Genomic DNA, 19,349 nt, shown 5'->3' on the forward strand with positions numbered 1-19,349 from the left:
TTTATAAGGTAGCATGAATAAGTGTTGGCGCTTGCGCATGTTCTTGAATTTGAATATGCTCATCTAAACTTGATAAATCTAACTCGGGTTGATTGGCATGTACAGTCAAAATTGGTTCACCAACTGAAATGGCATCACCAATTTTTTTATGCATTGTGACGCCAACTCCATAATCAAGTGTATCATCTTTAGTCGCGCGGCCTCCGCCCAATTGCATGACCAAGATACCTAAAGCATCTGCATCGATGGTACCTAGTTTCCCCGCCGTTTTTGCGACATAGGGGATGGTATATGGTGCTGTTGGTAACTTTAGATAATCTTGGATGAAAGCTGGGTCACCACCTTGGGCAACAATCATCTCGGTAAATTTAGTTAAAGCAGAACCATCAGAAAGTGTTTGCATCAGCATTTTGCGAGCAATTGCTTCGTTTGGAGCTTTTTGGGCCATCACCACCATCGGTGCTCCTAAGGCTAGGCATAACTCAACTAAGTCATCTGGCCCATTCCCTTTGAGCGTTTCAACCGTTTCGATAATTTCTAAAGCATTACCAATTTCATAGCCCAGGGGCTGATTCATGTCTGAAATCACAGCACGCATCTTAACGCCGGCAGCTTCGCCAATTTCCATCATTGATTCAGCTAAGGCTCGTGCATCTTCAGTATTTTTCATAAAGGCACCACTACCTGTTTTCACATCCAAGACTAGCGCATCATTGCCGGTTGCTAACTTTTTCGACATGATTGAACTAGAAATCAAGGAGATTGAATCAACAGTACACGTTACATCGCGAAGCGCATAGATTTTTTTATCCGCTGGTGCAATTTCACCAGTTGCCGAAATAATAGCCGTTCCGACATCGCGAATTTGTTGTTTGAAAGCATCTTCAGACAAATCAACCTTTAACCCTGGGATTGCCTCCAGCTTATCCAATGTGCCACCAGTATGACCAAGTCCACGCCCAGAAATCATTGGAACTTTAATATCTAAAGCAGCAACCATCGCGGCCAGCGGTAAACTTGTTTTGTCACCCACACCACCAGTTGAATGTTTATCAACCTTTATGCCGGGAATATCAGACAAGTCGAGGACATCCCCTGACTCCATCATGGCTTTGGTCAATGTAGTTCTTTCGGCAACATTCATCTCATTAAAGTAAATGGTCATCAAAAAAGCACTCATTTGATAATCTGGAATGCTGCCAGCTGTGTATTGGTTGATGACATCAGTAATCTCTTTATCCGTTAGGACTGCACCATTACGCTTTTTCATTAAAACATCGGTCATATTCATGATCATGACTCCTTGATGTTAGAACTTGAGACTAGTTTCAAGTGCAACTTCCATCATATCCTTAAATGAAGTCTCACGTTCTTTTGCGGACAATGCTTCATCACGGTAAATATGATCAGATGCGGTTAGGATATCTAGGGATCTAAACTTTAATTTTGCTGCTAGCAAATAAAGTCCAGCCGCTTCCATTTCAGTACCAATGACGCCATAATCCTTCAACTTGTCCATATCTAGTTCATCATTATAGAAACGGTCGGCAGCAAAGATATTACCAACTTTAACCGGAATGTTTAGTTGTTCTGCAGTATGATATGCCGTATCCAATAGTTCGAAATCAGGCGTAGCTGACCAATAAATGCCAGGACCAAATGTTTGCGCAATGACAGCCGAATCAGTTGAGGCTGCTGAAGCGAGCACAACATCACCTAATTGGATTGAATCTGCCATCGCACCAAATGAACCGACGCGCATGATGGTTTTAACGCCAAAGGCACTAACGAGTTCATTGATATAAATTGACATTGAAGGGATGCCCATTCCAGAACCTTGGACCGAAACACGCTTACCCTTATAGGTCCCCGTAAATCCTAAAGCACCACGAACTTCATTGACTTGGACCACGTCTTCTAAAAAGTTTTCGGCAATGTACTTAGCACGAAGTGGGTCACCAGGCAAAAGAACTGTATCAGCGTAATCACCCATTTTTGCATTAATATGTGTTGTCATGTTGTTACTCCTATTGATTTTTGAGGTCGTTTAAGAAACTTTTACCGACCGGACCAGGATTGACGTTGAAATTTTCAAGGATAGTTTGTCCAAAATCAGCATAAGTTGGACGGATTCCAATTGAATGACTATTTGTAAGACTAGGTGAATAAGCTAACATTGGTACAAATTCACGCGTGTGGTCTGTTCCTTTGAAGCCGGGATCATTGCCATGGTCAGCCGTAATCATTAGGAGATCGTCGGGTCGCATTTGGTCTAAGACATCCCCTAACCGTTGATCAAAGTCCATTAAAGCTTGCCCCATTCCCTTTGGATCACGCCGATGGCCATACATGGCATCAAAGTCGACTAAATTAGCGAAACAAAAACCGTTGAAGTCTTTTTGGAGCCAAGCATCAATTTGGTCCATACCATCCATATTTGATTCAGTATGGATGCCTTCATTAATCCCTTCACCTGAGAAAATATCATTGATTTTACCGATTCCAATAACTGATATGCCGGCATTTTGCAAGCGATTTAAGTCAGTTTCGCCCATTGGCTTAAGCGCGAAGTCATGTCGGTTAGCAGTACGCTTGAAATTATTTGGTTGATCACCAACGAATGGGCGTGCAATGACGCGCCCGATTAAGTTGGGTGCGTCATTAACTAAAGTTCGTGCATACTCACAAATCTTGTAGAGCTCTTGCACAGGAATGGCATCTTCATGGGCGGCAATTTGTAGCACAGAGTCTCCTGAGGTATAAATGATTAATGCCTTCTCTTGCAATGCTTGTTCGCCATAGTCATGGATAACTTCAGTTCCAGAATACGGTTTATTTACTAAAATGGGATGTCCAGAATAGTCTGCAATTTTATGCAGTAGGTCTTTTGGGAAACCATTTGGGTAAGTTGCTAATTCTGTTTTAACAGGTAGCCCCATCATTTCCCAATGACCATCCATGCTATCCTTGCCCACAGATGTTTCTTGCATTTTTCCATAGACACCAATAGGGTCAGCAATGGGTTCAACCCCTTGAATTGGGTTGTTTGTTCGAATGTTACCAAGCCCAAGTTTTTGTAGGTTTGGTAGCTGCCATTGGCCTTCGTAAGCTGCTCCGATATGACCTAAGGTATCTGATCCATCATCATCATATTTGGCAGCATCAGCGGCAGCGCCAATACCAACAGAATCTAATACAATTCCAAAAATTCGTTGATAAGTCATAAGTGATTCATCCTCCATATTTGTAAACGCTTACATTTAACTGGTAAATAAAAGGTAGGTGATAATCCCCTACCTGCTGGTCTATTAATAGTCTCCAGTGTATGTTTCTTCGTTCATAATGGCGACTGAGGCACTTACACCTAGCCGAGTTGCGCCTGCTTCAAGCATTGCTTCAGCTTCTTGGCGCGAATGGATACCGCCAGATGCTTTCACACCAAAGTCAGGGCCAACAGTTTGACGCATTAATTTAACGTCATCGATTTTTGCCCCACTCGTTGAAAAGCCTGTTGAAGTCTTTACAAAGTCGGCCCCACCAGCGACGGTGGCCTTACTTGCGGCGACAATTTCGTCTTTAGTCAATAAAGCTGTTTCAATAATTACCTTTAAAATAGCATGACGCGCATGGGCAGCTTGTGCTAATTGATGAATTTCATCAGTGACCATGTCAACGTTGCCATCTTTTAGCTCACCAATGTTCATGACCATGTCGACTTCAGTTGCCCCATTTTCGATCGCATCAATTGTTTCAGCAACCTTAATGGCAGTTGTATTAGCCCCTAGTGGGAAGCCAATGACCGTGCAGGTTGCAATATCTGTTCCGGCCAGTGCTTCTGACACTGTTGGGACCCAATATGGGTTAATGCAGACAGAAGCAAAGTGGTATTGCTTGGCTTCTTGTGCAATTTTTAAAATTTGTTCACGTGTAGCGTCAGCTTTTAACAAGGTGTGGTCCATTGTTTGAGCGAGTTCTGTGTTAGACATAGTCTTTCTCCTTGAATATAGAAAAATGAGAATGCCCAAATTCTCGTTTCTAACAGCCTCCACACCACACTGCTGTCACCCGCCACAATTTATGAAATCGCTTACATTTAGATTTTAGCAATTTTATGTTAAAAGCTCAAGTACTGTTTGTGATAAAAAAGACTCGCCATTTATAGCGAGTCTTTTAGGATATTCAGTTTATTAATGGCCTGATCCATACAGGTTAACAAGGACGACCCCAATAATGATCAATCCAAGTCCAAGCAAAGTTGGCAAATTAACGGCTTGATGAAATACGAGGACGGAAATGATTGTTAATAAGACGATACCAACCCCACTCCAAATTGCGTAAATCACGCTCGTTGGGACGTTGTGCGACATCGCTAATGATAAGAAGTAAAATGTCACCGCATAGGCTGCAAACGTCATCAAGGTTGGTCCTAGCTTTGTAAAACCTTCCGTGTACTTTAGTGAAGTTGTTCCGATGATTTCACCAACTATGGCGATAAATAGTTGTAGATAAAACATAATTCCCCCATTTTAATTCAGTTGTGTTGTACGCTAAATTAAAATGGGGCATCACCACAATTGCTCCCAGGCTAAGGTATTAAAAAGAAACTTATCAAACATATGCTAATACCTCCTATCCTAAAAGTCGTTGTCAGACCATTATATGGATAGTCATATTTTAATGCAAGCTTTGTTTAACAAAAAGTTCCTGAGAATTGTCGTTAATGAATCATGCATAAATTTCTACTGCTGTTCGCGTGGCATAGTCCTTCGGGAACGAAATTTCACGAATACCAAAGTCAGAGTAACTCTCAAAATACAAGCGGCGACTTTCAATACATACTGCACTACGGTAGACCGTATAAGTATCTGATCGCGTATGCTGCGCGGGCACAGTCACATTATTGAGCACATGCCAGATTCCGATAACGCCAGCGCGTTCATTATCAAAGGAATCGAGGCGTTCTTTATTAATCATCGTTCGAATAAACCGCGCCGTTGGCGTAAATCCTGTTGGTGCCGTTTTAAGTCCCGCAAAATTACCATCAGTTAAGCGGTTTTGGTTAAACGGTAATGCTTCCCAATTATCCGCATGTAGTGGGAAGTATTGCTTGAGCCGGGTTACTTCCCTTCTAAAATCAACGGCATTGGTTGTGACATTTAAAGGATTATCAATTACAGACATGGGCATTTGAGTCGGTTCGATTAGAATCAATCGCCCACTAGGATCCGTGGCAATAAAATGTAATTCGGCTGGTCGTTCCCGGAAGCTTATGGCAGAATTGGTACTCGTCATGAGTTCGATTGTTGGCAGTTTTGCGATTAAATCATCAACTGATGCACAATGGGTTAAAGCCCACAATACAAATTCAAATGGCGCAATTTGGTCCATATTATCTTTACGTTCTTCACTAAAGTTAGCCGCATTTTGAAAGGTCAATTTATGAACGGCTAAGCCCTTTTCATTAACCCCATCTGCAACGTCTTCGTGTTGCGCATGAGGCTCACCAACGCCTAAGATAGCATAAGGACCAGCATGCCATTTTTCATTATAGAGTGATTGCCAGGCATATTTTCGTGGTATGAACAGTGGACGAGAACTTTCATCATACCAATCCATGGTACGTGCGAGAAGATGACTATGATCAGTTGCCGTCATTAAAATTGAGGTACACATAGTCGGCTCCTTTACTTAGCTAAGACTCTGTCCAAGAAATCGACAACAACTTGATTGAATGACTCACTCGCCTCAAGATGCGGAATATGGCCAACGTCTGGGAATACAACTGCTTGTGAAGCCATATTTGGTTGGAGGGCTTTTGCCGCTTCAGCTTGTTTTGCATCATATAGTGGTGATGCTGCCCCCGCTAAAAATAGATGGGGCATTTGCTCATGTGTCTCAACATCCAAAAAATTCTGCCCCATCCCATCTAACAATAATGGCAGATTTTCATTGAAATCGAATTTAGGTGTCGGATGGCTAATGCGCCGTTTTTGTTCACTGGTCAACGGTTGGCGTATTAACGGTGTTTTAGGAAAATCCATTGCCATTTGGACTAAGTTAGCATAATTTAAATCGTAACGCCCATAGGGCCAATTTTCATCTGGAATCATTTTTGGAGGTTGATCTTCAGAAACGATGGCTAAAATATTGTCGTTGTTGAAAAGTGATGTATAGGCATAGTCAACCATGGTCCCCATGGAATGGCCAATCAAAACATATTGTTTAATCTGTAGATTATTGATTAATTCATGCAGGTCTTGCGCTAAACGGGCAATTCGTAGACCATAATTAACACGGTCACTGTCACCATGTCCGCGATAATCCCAGGTTAAAACCCGATATCCTTGTTCAATGAAGTAAGGAATTTGTAGCTGCCATGTTGCAAAATTGCCAGAGTAACCACTAGAAAAGATAACTGGAATACCATCATAAGGCCCTTACCATTCATAATGAATGCGGACACCATCATTTGTTTTAAAAAAGCTCATCGCAATAACTCCTATTGACAAAAAAGAGGTACCTCAAAGTGTAAGGAACCCCTTTTTTGATTTTATTTAGATATGAATACCGAGCCCGTCAGCGACCTCGGCCGTATCCATAATGGCTTCACCTAAGGTTGGATGTGGGTGGATTGTCAAAGAGATATCATTTGAAGTTAAACCATTTTCAATGGCTAATGAAATTTCTGATATCAAATCTGAAGCACCCGGTCCAACGATTTGTGCACCAAGTACGGCATTGGTTTCTTTATCGGTAATCATCCGGATAAAGCCAACCCCTTCATCAATACTAAGGGCACGACCATTTGCGGCGAATGGGAATTTTGTAACTTTGGCGTCAATTTGCTTCTCTTTAATTGACTCTGGTGTTTCACCAGTTGTTGCTAATTCGTAATTCGTGTATGCCACTGATGGTAATGAGTAATGCATATCATGGGCAGTTGGGTCACCAGAGATAGCTGCCGCCGCAATTTTAGCTTGGAAGCTAGCCTTGTGGGCCAAAGCTGGGCCTGGTGTGATATCACCAATTGCGTAGATATGGTGAGTTGAAGTTTGCATTTGATCATCAACTTCAACAAGACCACGATCATCAGTTTTGACATCAGTATTGTTTAGACCTAATGCATCTGTGTTGGGACGACGACCAACTGATACTAAGAGATAATCCCCCGTAACGGTTTGTTCTTGGCCGTCAACTTCAAAGGTCAAAGTCACATCATCATCAGTTTGTGTTGCTGATTTAGCTGTGGCAGAGGTGAAAATTTCACCGCCCTTTTCTGCAAAATCTTTCAAGACAGGCCGTGTCATTTCTTTATCAAAACCATTTAAGGTATGATCAAGTCCTTCGACGATGGTGACCTTGGTACCGAGGTTAGCGTAGGCACCACCTAATTCAGAACCAATGACACCACCACCAACAATAATCAAACTTTTTGGAACTTCTGGTAGGCTTAGGACACCGGTTGAATCAACAATGCGTCCACCAAACTTAAGGGATGGAATTTCAACTGGACGTGAACCAGTCGCAATAATCGCATTGTTAAATTGCAATAATTGGTGGTCATCTTCTTGAATAACGTTAATTGTTTCGTTATCAATGAATGATGCTTCCCCATGGATAACGTCAATTTTGTGTTTTTTAAAGAGCATTGACACACCACCAGTCAACTGTTCGACCACTTGGTGCTGCTTCCAATCTTGCGTCTTTTGCCAATCCAATTCAGCCCCCCCAACTGTTAGCCCAAATGGGTTAGTTTGTTGTGTGGCTTGGTAATGATGGCCAACGTTAATTAAGGCCTTTGATGGAATACAGCCAATATTTAGACAAACACCACCAATATCACCGCGTTCAATAACGGTAACCTTTTGACCTAATTCTGCAGCCCGGATAGCAGCGACATAACCACCAGGGCCTGAGCCAATCACGACTGTATCTAATTCTGTTGCTTGTGCTCCGACAACCATTTTTTTACACCTCCATCAACATATAAGCTGGATCAGCCAACAACATCTTGAGGTAATTCAAGGCTTCTTGACCCAACATACCGTCAATCAAGCGATGATCATATGTTAATGATAACTTCAAGTTTTGACCAACTGCTAACTCACCCAAATCATTGACCACTGGCTCCTTAACGATTGAACCAAGACCAAGAATAATTGATTCATGACCGTTGATAATTGGTGTGAACCAAGTACCGCGAGCTGATCCAAGATTTGAGATAGTCATTGTAGCGCCTTGCATTTGAGCTGGCTTAATGGTTCCATTCCGCACTGCTTCAGCAAGTTCAGCAATTTCTTTAGCAATGGTGAAAATAGACTTACGATCAGCATTTGCAATCACAGGCACATACAATCCATTTGGCGCGCTAACTGCAATTCCCATATTTACTTCGTCATGGTAGATAATCTCGCTCTTATCCATATCGATTGATGCATTTAGTTCAGGGAATTTCTTACCAGTTGCGGCCAAGGCCTTAACTGCATAAGCTAAGTATGTCAAATGGACATCTTGCTTCTTGGCAGTTTCCTTGAAGGCTTGACGATGTGCAACTAACTTTGAAACTTCAACACTATCAAAATTCGTAACGGATGGAATCGTGGCATTTTGCGTTGACATTGACTTAGCGATTGCCTTACGAGTTGGTGACATTGGCTGGCGTCCTTCCGTCACATGAGCAGCAGCAACGGCTGCGACAGCCTTAGGCTTATCTTCAGCAACTTTCGCAGCAGCTTCACCAGCAACAGCGACTGTATCAGCCTTTGCCTTTTCGGCAGTGGCAGGTGCTTGCTCAGCATGGTCGATGTCAGGAACTGAACTACTAAAGCCTTGTACATCGGCCAATGTAATATGACCGTGACGTCCAGTTGCAGGAACTTGGGTCAAGTCAATATTGTGTTCAACCGCATAATGACGCACCGAAGGCATTGCCAATATCTGACCATTTGAAGCAACGACTGGCGCAGCTTCAGTTTGGTTGGCAGCTTGTGGGGTTTCATTTTGCTTAGCTGTAGCATCAGTTTGTGTTGGTTCAGTCGCAGTCGCTTCAGATTTGTCTGCGGTATCTGTACCAGCACCACTGCCATCCCCATCAAATTCAATTAATGGATCACCAACTGTCACAGTGGTATTAGGCTCAACGAATAACTTTGTTACCTTTCCTGAATAGGGTGACAAAATTTCTTGCATTAATTTATCGTTTTGTACTTCAGCGACGGAATCATCGACTTTCACTTCATCGCCCACTTTAACAAGCCAATCGGTGATTTCGCCTTCTGTCATCCCTTCGCCGATATCGGGCATCTTAAAGATTTCAGTCATAGTTGACAACCTCCTCAGTCTTTGCAATTACATCATCTGCCTTAATCATCCAGTCATTTTCAGCTTGAGCGAATGGATAAACAGTATCCGGAGCAGCAACACGACCGATTGGAGCCTTTAGACTAAGAATGAAACGTTCAGAAATTTCTGCCATCACATTAGCAGCAACACCGGCCATTCGTTGTGCTTCTTGGACGACAACGACACGACCTGTTTTCTTGACTGATTCGCCAATTGTCTCAATATCTAGTGGAGAAACAGTTCGCAAATCAACAACTTCAGCATCAATCCCCTTCTTGGCAAGTTCTTCGGCAGCCTTAAGTGCTACGGGAACACCGCCACCATAACTGATGATCGATACGTCCTTACCTTCACGGGCGATGGCAGCCTTGTCCAATGGTGTTGTGTAATAACCATCAGGCACTTCACCCTTTAGAGAACGGTATAAGTGAAGGTTCTCTAGGAAGACAACGGGATCGTTTGATTCGATTGAGCTAAGCAACAGTCCTTTGGCATCAGCTGGGTTAGCTGGCATAACAACACGGATACCAGGAATTTGTGCCACTGTGCCTTCTAAGTTATCGGCGTGCATTTCAGGCGTCTTGGTTCCCCCACCATATGGAGAGCGGACAACGATTGGCATTTGACGCGTTGCTCCTGAGCGGAAACGATTACGGGCCATTTGGCCAGCGATTGAGTCCATAACTTCATATAAGAAACCAAAGAATTGGATTTCCATGATTGGGCGGTAATTTTGGGTCGTCAAACCAATGGCCAAACCACCAATACCAGACTCAGCGAGCGGCGTATTGAAGACACGGTCTTCGCCATGCTTTGCTTGTAGTCCGTCAGTAGCTCGGAAGACACCACCATTTTTACCGACATCTTCTCCAAAAATTAACGTATTTTCGTCATTTGTTAATGCTAAATCTAATGCATCATTGATTGCAGCTAAGTAAGTTTTAACAGCCATTTATTTACCCTCACTTTCGAAGTGTGCAATTTGTTCTTGCATCGCTTGACTCGGAACTTCCATGGTATTTTTAATAAAGTCACTAATCTTTTGTTTTTCAATGTTATCGGCAATCTTGATGTTTTCGTCGATATCCGCATTGACCTTAGCGATATAAGCTTGTTCCATGTCCTCGTTCCAGATGCCCTTGTTGGTTAGGAAAGTACGCATCCGAATAAGTGGATCCTTTTGCCACCAAGCATCAATGTCTTCTTGTGTACGATAACGAAGTGGGTCATCACCAGCAGTTGAATGTGGCTCTAAACGGTTCGTCAACGTTTCAATCAAGACTGGACCGTTACCAGTTGCCGCCCAAGCCCGGGCTTCCTTAGCAGCAAGGTAAACGGCAATGGCATCATTACCATCAACGACAACGCTTGGCACACCAGAACCCCAACCTTTTGCGGCGAGGTGTTGTGCGGCTGTTTGAACATCCCGTGGTGTTGAGATAGCGTAACCATTGTTTTGGATAAAGAATACGGCGTTGGCCTTATAGGCAGCTGCAAAGTTAACACCTTCATAGAAGTCACCTTGCGATGAACCACCATCACCAGTATAAGCATAAGCAACAGCATCTTTATTTCGCTTCTTCAAACCAAGGGCAACCCCAGCTGCTTCAACATATTGGGCCCCAATGATGATTTGTGGAATCCAAGCATGAACATCATTACCATCGGCGTCTAGCATTTTGTTTCCTTCAACATGACCACGTGACCACAAGAAGGCCCGCCAAATTGGCCAACCCTTAACTAAAATTTCAGGGATGTCACGGTAACCTGGGAATAGCCAATCTTCGTTATTGAAGGCAAATGATGAAGCCATTTGTGAAGCTTCTTGCCCTGCCGTTGGTGCAAAGAAACCAAAACGACCTTGCTTTGCTAATTTAGTTGAACGAATATCTAGCTCACGGCTAAAAATCATGCGTTGCATCAAATCAACTAATTGCTCGTCAGTTAGACCAGCCCGTTGTAGTGCGTCCTCATCGATGATGTTACCATCAGTATCAAGAACTTTAAGAGTTGGGAATGCATCGTCCTGTGCTTGCAATTGATAATTGAAGTCGAGGACTTTTTTGTTAGTATCGCTAATTGTTGCCATATCTGTCTTCCTTTCTTTCGATCCACTTAGACAAAGTCAGTATTGGTTTCTTTTGCTACATCGAGTAAGCTGGCAATTTCGTCGTTGCTAATGCTACCAAAGTACTGTTGTTCATCATTGGCTTGATTCAGTACCTTGAGGAGCGCTTCCTTAGTGAATGGAATACCAATAAACTGATCTTTGATATCACGCCACTCTTCTAGACCTAAGAAATCACCAGTAAAGTCGATATCCTTGATGCGACCGTCAGCTAAATTAGCTGAGATACCTAAAGTACCACCAGGGAAACGCTTCTCATTTTCAAAGTCAGCAGCTGGTGATTCACCGTAAGTCCAATTCCAAGTAGCAAAACGATTATTACGTAAGTCCATAATGCTTTGCTTTTGTTCGTCAGTTAATTCGTATTCGCCATCTTGACCATGGTTCGTCAATTCGTCCATCAAACCAGCCATTAAGTCTTCATAACTCAAATCAGGCTTAATGTCATGAATCATACCAACACGGCTACGCACAGACTTAGCTGCCTTCGAGATGAACTTATCATCTGAAACATTTAAAGCACGTACCATTGTATCGATGTCCACATCGTACATCAGCGTACCGTGATGTAAGACATAGCCCCGTTCCATACGTTGGGCATTTCCAGAAATTTTCTTACCATCAACAACTAAATCATTTCGACCAGTCAGTTCTGCGGGGATGCCCATCTTCTGTAAGGCTTTCAAAACAGGTTGAATGAAAGTGCCAAAATCAATTTTACCTGTCTCACTGGTAACCGGTACAAATAGACTGAAACAAATATTACCTAAGTCATGATATACAGCCCCACCACCGGTTACTCGGCGAACGACTTGGATATCTTTTTGTTCCACGACATCCTGATTAATTTCTTCGTACGTGTCCTGGTTACGTCCAATAATTACAGCATTCTTATTACGCCAAAGTGCAAAGACTGGTTCATCAGCATGTAAATTACTTAATAACCAAGCGTCCATTGCAATATTCGTATATGCATCCGTCCCAAAATATTGAATATATCTCATAGCACCACCGATCCTATTAATAAAATGATTGCTCTCTACCCTTTTATTGTAAGCGGTTTCATTCGTTTGTGCAAGGCTTTTCAAGCAAATAAAACGCCTTACTTTTTGTCATCGAATTAAAGAGGAATGTTTATTGTTTTTCTAATTGTTTCGTAATGATACCGATAACATAAACACCTTTTTTGAATACATATTTGAGTATACAAAAAAGACCAAGAATGGCATCATTCTTAGTCTTTTTCATATTATTTAAGGATTAGAAGCTAAACTTGTTACCTTCGTCAGCCTTGATGTACTTTGATTCCAAACCTTCTTGTTCAAGGAATTCGCGCAATGGTACAAGATCTTCAGCTTCGTACTTAGCCTTGTATTCATTAACCACGTCTTCACCGTACAACTTTGGATCTACCTTCAAAGTTTCAACAGGAATTGGACGATCCTTTGTAATCTTAGCATCAACAACAACTGTGCGACCTTGCTTGTTGTATTCAACAGCTTGCTTCATCACGTCATCGATGTCTTCAATCTTGTTAACAGTCAAACCAACAGCACCTTGTGCTTCGGCAATCTTAGCATAGTCAACATCAGTGAAGTCAACACCAACATTGTACTTGTTAGTGTCTTCGTACTTGTTCTTGATGAATCCGTATTCAGTGTTAGTGAAGACAACGTTGATAACTGGCAAGTCATAACGTACGTTTGTCACAACATCAGGATAAGTCATTGAGAAGGCACCATCACCAATCAAGTTCCAAACTTGACGGTTTGGATAAGTCTTCTTGGCTGCAATACCACCTGGCAAAGCAATTCCCATTGAAGCAAACAATGGTGAAGTACGCCACATGTTCTTTGGTGTCATGTGCAAGTGACGTAGTGACATTTGAGTAACGTTACCAACGTCAGTTGAGTAAATCGCATCTTCATCAGCAAACTTGTTGATAGCATTGTAAACTTGGTAAGCTTGTAGGTCACCTGAAGTCTTTTGCTCCAACTTGTTCATGTAATCACGCCAGTTTTGAACGTTCTTGACGTTAGCATCCCACCATGCTGATTGTTCAACAGGCTTAACCTTGTCTAACAAATCATTAACGGCTTCGCCAGCGTCACCAAGGATTGTAACATCTGTGGCATGACGCTTACCCAACATTGCTGGGTTGTTGTCGATTTGGATGAACTTATCAACGTTACGGAAAGTTCCTTCAACTTCTGAGAATGGGAAGTTTGATCCGACAAACAAGACAGTGTCGGCTTCAAGAACCATTTCATTAGCTGGCTTCCAACCAACACGGAAAGTTGAACCAGTCAATGCTTCAAAGTCCCAGTCGAATGTTTCGAAGTTCTTACCAGTTGTGATGATTGGGGCCTTAATCTTACGGGCCAATTCTTGAACTTCAGGACCATGTCCCATTGTTCCGATACCAGCGTAGATAATTGGACGCTTAGCTTGGTTCAAGATTGCAGCAGCATCTTCGATTTCTGATTCATCGATTGGCGCTGACTTGTAGTTTTGGAAAGCTGATCCTGATGAATACAATGGTGTTGAGTAAACTGACTCTGGGTCAAGTTCAGCAAAACCAAAGTCGGCTGGTACTTCAAGTACAGCCACACCACGCTTAGCAACGGCAGTACGGATCGCATCATCAACCAAGTGTGGCAATTGTTCAGCAGTTGCTACACGACGGTTATAAACGGCAATGTTTTCGTACATTGGGTTTTGGTTTAATTCTTGGAATGAATCCATGTTCAATTCACGCACAGGCTTTGATCCCAAGATTGCCAATACTGGAATGTTATCCATAGCAGCATCATACAAACCGTTAATCAAGTGAGTAGCACCTGGTCCACCAGAACCAACAGTAACACCAATCTTACCACCGAACTTTTGTTGCATAACGGCAGCCATGGCACCAACTTCTTCATGCTTAACTTGCAAGAACTTGATGTTGTTTTCAGGATCACCCATCGCATTCATCAAACCACTCAATGTACCAGAAGGGATACCATAAATGGTGTCAACACCCCATCCTTCCATAACCTTTAAGGCAGCTAATCCAGCTGTCATCTTCTTTTCTGACATTAAAATAATCCTCCATGTATGTATGGTATTGTAAACGTTTTCCTTAATCTATTTTATTGGTTGTATGTATACAATGTCAAGCAATTTTCATGTTGGTGACCTGATAAATTTCACAAAGTTTAGGAAAGGCGTTGAACTAAGTTAGCATTGCCTACAAATATGGCTTTTAACGCTTAACAACAAGGCTTTTACCTCCCTTTGATGTTGATGATTTTTAAAAGGATTCATGGCTGAACGCAGTTGTTAATTGTGAAATCGGAAAAACGTTTTAACGCTTAAATTAGACCATTCAATGACATTATTTAGATGTTGAATATAGTATTAACTGGTGTTCTAGATTATTTCTGTAATTTTTTTGATTATGAATGTTGAAACTCGATTACTAATGTTGTTATAATACTTTTAACAAATATGTAAAACAAATGTAATATATTGTATTAACCGAATGAACTCATTTGAGTGGAGGCTTTACGACATGGATAAGAATCAATTGATTAATTCATTAGAAGAAAATATTGATGAAGTAGTTGCATCGCAAGCAGAAGCTATGGCAGAACATTTGGCTGAATATATGGGAGATCTAGCAACTGATTATGGCATCCCACTGGATGTGTTAAAGTCTCGCCTCTTCCTATCACTTGAAGATCCTGAAATGCCTTTGTTAGCCGACAAAGTAAAAGAACGGGTCGTGAGTATTATCGACCAACAATTAAATTAAAATTGACCCGGGTGCACCAAATTGGTGGCACCCTTTTTGTTTGGACATTAAAAAAGCAGTCGCTCCCTTTCGAGAGCAACTGCCTTTGTGTATACGATAAGTTTTTAATCTAAGTTGTTTTGATTGAGCTGATTAGGCTTCATCATACCAGCTGTAATGGAACATTTCACCACGAGGAGCATCGACACGCTCGTAAGTGTGTGCACCAAAGTAATCACGTTGTGCTTGGATTAAGTTGGCTGGCAATACTTCTGAACGATATGAGTCATAGTAAGCAATTGCAGCTGACAATGATGGTGTTGGGACTCCTGCTTGAACGGCCAAGGCGACTACGCGACGAGCAGCGTCTTGATACTTCATAGCAATATCACTGAAGTAATCATTCATAAGCAAGTTGTGCAAATCTGGGTTCTCATCGAACGCATCAGTAATACGTTGCAAGAATTGAGCCCGGATAATGGCACCAGCACGCCATAGTTGTGCTAATTCACCAAATGGAAGGTTCCAGTTGTATTGGTCTGAAGCCATCCGAAGTTGGTCGAATCCTTGGGCGTAAGACATAATCTTACCAAAGTATAGGGCCTTACGAATGTCTTCAATTGTTGCATCTGCATCACCATCAAAGTGGAAATCAGGACCATTCAAAACCTTAGAAGCAGCCACGCGGTCATCCTTCATTGCTGAGATGAAACGGGCGTAGACTGATTCAGTAATTAATGATTGTGGTGCACCAGCATTAAGGGCTGATTGTGATGACCACTTTCCAGTTCCCTTGTTTCCGGCACGGTCCAAAATCATGTCAACGATTGGTTTACCAGATCCCTTGTCATCCTTACGCGTCAAAATATCAGCCGTAATTTCAATCAAGTATGAGTTAAGCTCACCCTTGTTCCATTCACGGAAAGTATCAGCTAATTGATCATCATCAAGACCAACCACGCGCTTCAATAGGTCATAAGTTTCGGCGATAAGTTGCATATCACCATACTCAATTCCATTGTGGACCATCTTAACATAGTGGCCAGCACCATCAGGTCCAACATAAGTAACCGTTGGCTTACCATCTTCAGGCGCCTTTGCAGCAATTTCAGTCAAAATTGGCTCAACCAAATCGTAAGCTTCCTTTTGACCACCTGGCATAAGTGATGGGCCTTCCAAGGCACCTAATTCACCACCAGAAACCCCCATACCGATAAAGTTAATACCTGAATCAGCTAAGTGTTCTGAACGACGAATCGTATCTTCATAGAAGGTATTTCCACCATCGATTAGAATGTCTCCCTTATCTAGATATGGAAGCAATTCTTCGATAATGGCATCGGTCCCTGCGCCGGCTTTAACCATAAGCAAAATTCGACGAGGACGCTTAATGCTTTTAACGAAATCTTCGACTGAGTAACTTGGGATAAATTTCTTATCGGCATGTTTCTCAACTAAATCCTTTGTCCGCTCAGATGAACGATTGTAAACTGACACGGTATATCCGCGTGATTCAACGTTCAAAGCTAAGTTACGACCCATTACGGCCAATCCAGCGACACCAAAATCTGATTGTGTATTTTGATCCATCGTACTTTCCTCCAATTGTTGAGTAGCAAATGCTACTGAGTAACAAAACAACGATAAATGAGAAAACTAGCAGGTAATTCGAACCAAATCATCTGTTAAAATTTTCATGCGCGCCACGTTATCTTGCACATTATCAAGATAATAATAACTTTGGGTACCATTTTTTTTAAAGTTAATAATACCCGCCTCTTTTAAAATCTTAAGATGATGTGAGACAGCAGGACGTGAGAGATTAGTTAATTCGGCCAAGTCTTTGACACACAGTGGTTTATGCTGATAAGCATTAATCAAATGAGTCAATAACTCCAGTCGTTTTTTATCTCCGAGGGCGATGAGTAAATCCTCAACATTTGCAATATCTTGATTGATATTTGCAGCCATTTCTTGATTTTCTTCCAAAGAATCACCTTCTTCCTAAATTGTACAACTTCTCACAAAATATTTAAAGTTTAATAACTTGAAAAGTCTTTTCATCGGGTAGAACCGCTTCAGGCGTGTATTGCACTGCTGTGATTTTTAAACGTGGCATACGTTTTGTAATGTACGCGTCTAGTGTTGCAATGTCTGCAAGACTCCCCTGGACTTCTCCTTCAACTTGATCGGTTCGTTCAGGATGATTTTTCACCCAGCCGGTCAACTGACGTTGTTGTGCAAGCAATCGATAGATTTTACGAAAACCGACATCTTGCACTTTCCCCTCGTAGACAAAATGATACCGGACAATCGGTTGGTCAAAATCAGCATTCGGCCAAGCAACTTTACTTGTTTCGTAAGCTAAATATCGATCACGTAGTTTTAAAAATTGTTTCCGAAACATGCTTATTTCCCAAAAATTTGACGGATTCCCTCATCGAATGACGTAATCTTGAAATTAGGGAATTGCTTTTGGAATTTATCAGATTTGAAGACATTATCATACTTGTAGCGTGGTAGTAACTCTAGGAGTTCCTTGGCATTGTCATTGAAGTAGCTGGCTAACTTAAAGGCCCACATTGGAACAACGCTATACTTAATATCTTGACCGATGATTTTTCCGGTTTTAGCAATAATGTCTTTGTACGACAAGCTTGGTGCAGTTGGCAAGTGCCATGTTTGTCCATATGCTTCAGGTGTATTACCAAGCAAAGCCAAAGCCCGGCTGGCATCTGGCGTCCAAATTAATGTCCGGAGTACTGAATCACTCAAAGGTACCACAGCACGCTTGCCTTCCTTCACACGGTTAAAGACCATCGTGTTTGTAATACTTTGCGTGTGATCAGGACCATAAAATTCAGGAGCCCGGCCAATGACAGCATCAATATAGCCATCATTCATGGCCTTCAAAAGTGTTTCGGTCATTTCGCCACGTAAAGTTGACTTGTGACCAACCGGTTCAAATGGTGAATCATCAACTTGAACCTTGTCATCTTTAGCATACATATAGGTGTTATCAAAATAAGCTAACTTAGCCCCTGTTTCATGGACGGCCCGGATGACATTGTCCAAAATTGTTGGGAATTGGCTGTCCCAGAGGTTGTATGGCAAACCGACTGTGAAGTAAACAACATCACTCCCCTTAATGGCACGATAAGCATCTTCATACTTGAAAAGGTCAGCCTTAACAAGTTCATCAGTTGGATTGATTTGCTTTGGCTTTCGACCGACTAAACGAATATCTTGTGTGTAGTTTTTGTATAGTTCCTTAGCAACTTCGGTACCAATTTGGCCGTTGCTTCCTAAGATTGTTTGCATGGTGTACTCCTTTAAGATTGATTTACTTTAAATTATTGATTAATAGTCGCGCAACTTGACGAGGTGAGAATGGATTTTGTCCCGTAATCAATTGGCCATCTTGAACGGCATATGGCTTGTAAGCGCGTGCCTTTTTGAAATCGGCGCCCTTTTCTTGCGCAATTTTTTCATTCATGAATGGTACTTCACGAACCTTACCACTCAAGTATTCTTCAGTCGTCGTAAAGCCGGTAATTTGTTTACCAGCGATTAGTGGTTGTTGATTTTCATCTTGTAGGTAGAATAATCCAGCGATTCCATGACATACAGATGTGACATAACCACCGTTTTGGTAGATGCGCTCACTTGTGCGTTGCAAATATGGGTTGTTTGGGAAGTCCCACATTACACCGTGGCCACCAGTGTAATAAATAGCATCATATTCATCAGGCTTAATATCTTTAGCAGCCATGGAATGGGTCAAAGCACGGTCGATGAAATCAGAAGATTTATAATATTCAAAAATATTTTCGTCAGCATACTTTAAGCTACGTGGGTCAATTGGTACATAACCACCTTCAGGACTAACATAGTCGACATCGATTCCGACTTTGTTTAATTCGTCTACAAATTCAGTTGCTTCACCAAGCCATAGACCAGTTGCATCTGCGTGATCACCATAAGTTGATACATTAGTTAAGACAACAAGTACTTTTTTCATATGCTTACTCCTTTTTTTGAATCCTGTTTGCTTTCGATGAACATAGTATAACACATTACTTGGATAATGGTTTAAAAAAA

19 protein-coding genes are annotated in these 19,349 nt (G+C 41.9%); 1 reads left to right on the top strand and 18 read right to left on the bottom strand.

The annotated features are described in order from the left end of the window. Position 1: 1 nt before the first annotated feature. The 13 genes from JOC36_RS04715 to spxB all read right to left on the bottom strand — a co-directional run bounded on the left by JOC36_RS04715 (position 2) and on the right by spxB (position 14,551). Complete coding sequence (locus JOC36_RS04715) at positions 2 to 1,291, bottom strand: thymidine phosphorylase (protein WP_205145361.1); 1,290 nt, start codon at positions 1,289 to 1,291, stop codon at positions 2 to 4. Positions 1,292 to 1,309: 18 nt separating this feature from the next. After that, the gene (deoD, locus tag JOC36_RS04720) at positions 1,310 to 2,017 is read right to left on the bottom strand and encodes a purine-nucleoside phosphorylase (protein ID WP_205145362.1); all 708 of its coding nucleotides are present in this window, start codon (positions 2,015 to 2,017) and stop codon (positions 1,310 to 1,312) included. A 10-nt stretch (positions 2,018 to 2,027) separates the two neighbouring features. Beyond that, the gene (locus tag JOC36_RS04725; protein ID WP_205145363.1) at positions 2,028 to 3,224 is read right to left on the bottom strand and encodes a phosphopentomutase; all 1,197 of its coding nucleotides are present in this window, start codon (positions 3,222 to 3,224) and stop codon (positions 2,028 to 2,030) included. 84 nt (positions 3,225 to 3,308) lie between these two features. Further along, positions 3,309 to 3,986, bottom strand: coding sequence for a deoxyribose-phosphate aldolase (deoC, locus tag JOC36_RS04730; RefSeq protein WP_205145364.1), 678 nt, complete (start codon positions 3,984 to 3,986; stop codon positions 3,309 to 3,311). Between the two features lie 201 nt (positions 3,987 to 4,187). Further along, positions 4,188 to 4,514 carry a DMT family transporter gene (locus JOC36_RS04735; protein ID WP_205145365.1) on the bottom strand — a complete coding sequence of 109 codons (327 nt, stop codon included), beginning with the start codon at positions 4,512 to 4,514 and terminating at the stop codon, positions 4,188 to 4,190. 211 nt (positions 4,515 to 4,725) lie between these two features. Next, positions 4,726 to 5,673, bottom strand: a complete 948-nt coding sequence (locus tag JOC36_RS04740) for a linear amide C-N hydrolase (RefSeq protein ID WP_205145366.1) — start codon at positions 5,671 to 5,673, stop codon at positions 4,726 to 4,728. A gap of 11 nt (positions 5,674 to 5,684) precedes the next feature. Then, positions 5,685 to 6,422 carry an alpha/beta fold hydrolase gene (locus tag JOC36_RS04745; RefSeq protein ID WP_205145533.1) on the bottom strand — a complete coding sequence of 246 codons (738 nt, stop codon included), beginning with the start codon at positions 6,420 to 6,422 and terminating at the stop codon, positions 5,685 to 5,687. A 132-nt stretch (positions 6,423 to 6,554) separates the two neighbouring features. Continuing rightward, a complete protein-coding gene (gene lpdA / locus JOC36_RS04750; protein WP_205145367.1) occupies positions 6,555 to 7,964 on the bottom strand; it encodes a dihydrolipoyl dehydrogenase in 1,410 nt (469 codons plus the stop codon). A 4-nt stretch (positions 7,965 to 7,968) separates the two neighbouring features. Then, complete coding sequence (locus tag JOC36_RS04755) at positions 7,969 to 9,321, bottom strand: 2-oxo acid dehydrogenase subunit E2 (RefSeq protein ID WP_205145368.1); 1,353 nt, start codon at positions 9,319 to 9,321, stop codon at positions 7,969 to 7,971. Beyond that, complete coding sequence (locus tag JOC36_RS04760; protein ID WP_205145369.1) at positions 9,314 to 10,294, bottom strand: alpha-ketoacid dehydrogenase subunit beta; 981 nt, start codon at positions 10,292 to 10,294, stop codon at positions 9,314 to 9,316. The genes JOC36_RS04755 and JOC36_RS04760 overlap by 8 nt, the downstream gene beginning before the upstream one ends. Beyond that, positions 10,295 to 11,431 (bottom strand): thiamine pyrophosphate-dependent dehydrogenase E1 component subunit alpha, encoded by a 1,137-nt coding sequence (locus JOC36_RS04765; protein ID WP_205145370.1) that lies wholly within the window; start codon positions 11,429 to 11,431, stop codon positions 10,295 to 10,297. It abuts the gene before it with no gap. 26 nt (positions 11,432 to 11,457) lie between these two features. Next, the gene (locus JOC36_RS04770; protein ID WP_205145371.1) at positions 11,458 to 12,474 is read right to left on the bottom strand and encodes a lipoate--protein ligase; all 1,017 of its coding nucleotides are present in this window, start codon (positions 12,472 to 12,474) and stop codon (positions 11,458 to 11,460) included. Between the two features lie 256 nt (positions 12,475 to 12,730). Continuing rightward, positions 12,731 to 14,551 (bottom strand): pyruvate oxidase, encoded by a 1,821-nt coding sequence (gene spxB, locus JOC36_RS04775; protein WP_205145372.1) that lies wholly within the window; start codon positions 14,549 to 14,551, stop codon positions 12,731 to 12,733. Positions 14,552 to 15,026: 475 nt separating this feature from the next. Here spxB and JOC36_RS04780 point away from each other — a divergent pair, with 475 nt between their 5' ends. Next, positions 15,027 to 15,269, top strand: coding sequence for a hypothetical protein (locus tag JOC36_RS04780; RefSeq protein WP_205145373.1), 243 nt, complete (start codon positions 15,027 to 15,029; stop codon positions 15,267 to 15,269). 132 nt (positions 15,270 to 15,401) lie between these two features. On the opposite strand, the gene gndA is transcribed toward JOC36_RS04780, so the two are convergent. From gndA to JOC36_RS04805, 5 genes are all read right to left on the bottom strand, one after another. Then, positions 15,402 to 16,838, bottom strand: a complete 1,437-nt coding sequence (gene gndA, locus JOC36_RS04785; protein ID WP_205145374.1) for an NADP-dependent phosphogluconate dehydrogenase — start codon at positions 16,836 to 16,838, stop codon at positions 15,402 to 15,404. Positions 16,839 to 16,904: 66 nt separating this feature from the next. Then, positions 16,905 to 17,237, bottom strand: a complete 333-nt coding sequence (locus JOC36_RS04790) for an ArsR/SmtB family transcription factor (RefSeq protein ID WP_239517542.1) — start codon at positions 17,235 to 17,237, stop codon at positions 16,905 to 16,907. Between the two features lie 43 nt (positions 17,238 to 17,280). Further along, positions 17,281 to 17,655 (bottom strand): acylphosphatase, encoded by a 375-nt coding sequence (locus JOC36_RS04795; protein WP_205145375.1) that lies wholly within the window; start codon positions 17,653 to 17,655, stop codon positions 17,281 to 17,283. A gap of 2 nt (positions 17,656 to 17,657) precedes the next feature. After that, on the bottom strand, positions 17,658 to 18,569 hold the full coding sequence (locus JOC36_RS04800) for an NAD-dependent epimerase/dehydratase family protein (protein ID WP_205145376.1): 912 nt from the start codon (positions 18,567 to 18,569) through the stop codon (positions 17,658 to 17,660). 22 nt (positions 18,570 to 18,591) lie between these two features. Continuing rightward, a complete protein-coding gene (locus JOC36_RS04805) occupies positions 18,592 to 19,269 on the bottom strand; it encodes a type 1 glutamine amidotransferase domain-containing protein (RefSeq protein WP_205145377.1) in 678 nt (225 codons plus the stop codon). Between the last annotated feature and the right edge of the window lie 80 nt (positions 19,270 to 19,349).

The sequence above is a fragment of the Weissella uvarum genome, from assembly GCF_016908785.1.
GTDB lineage: Bacteria > Bacillota > Bacilli > Lactobacillales > Lactobacillaceae > Weissella > Weissella uvarum.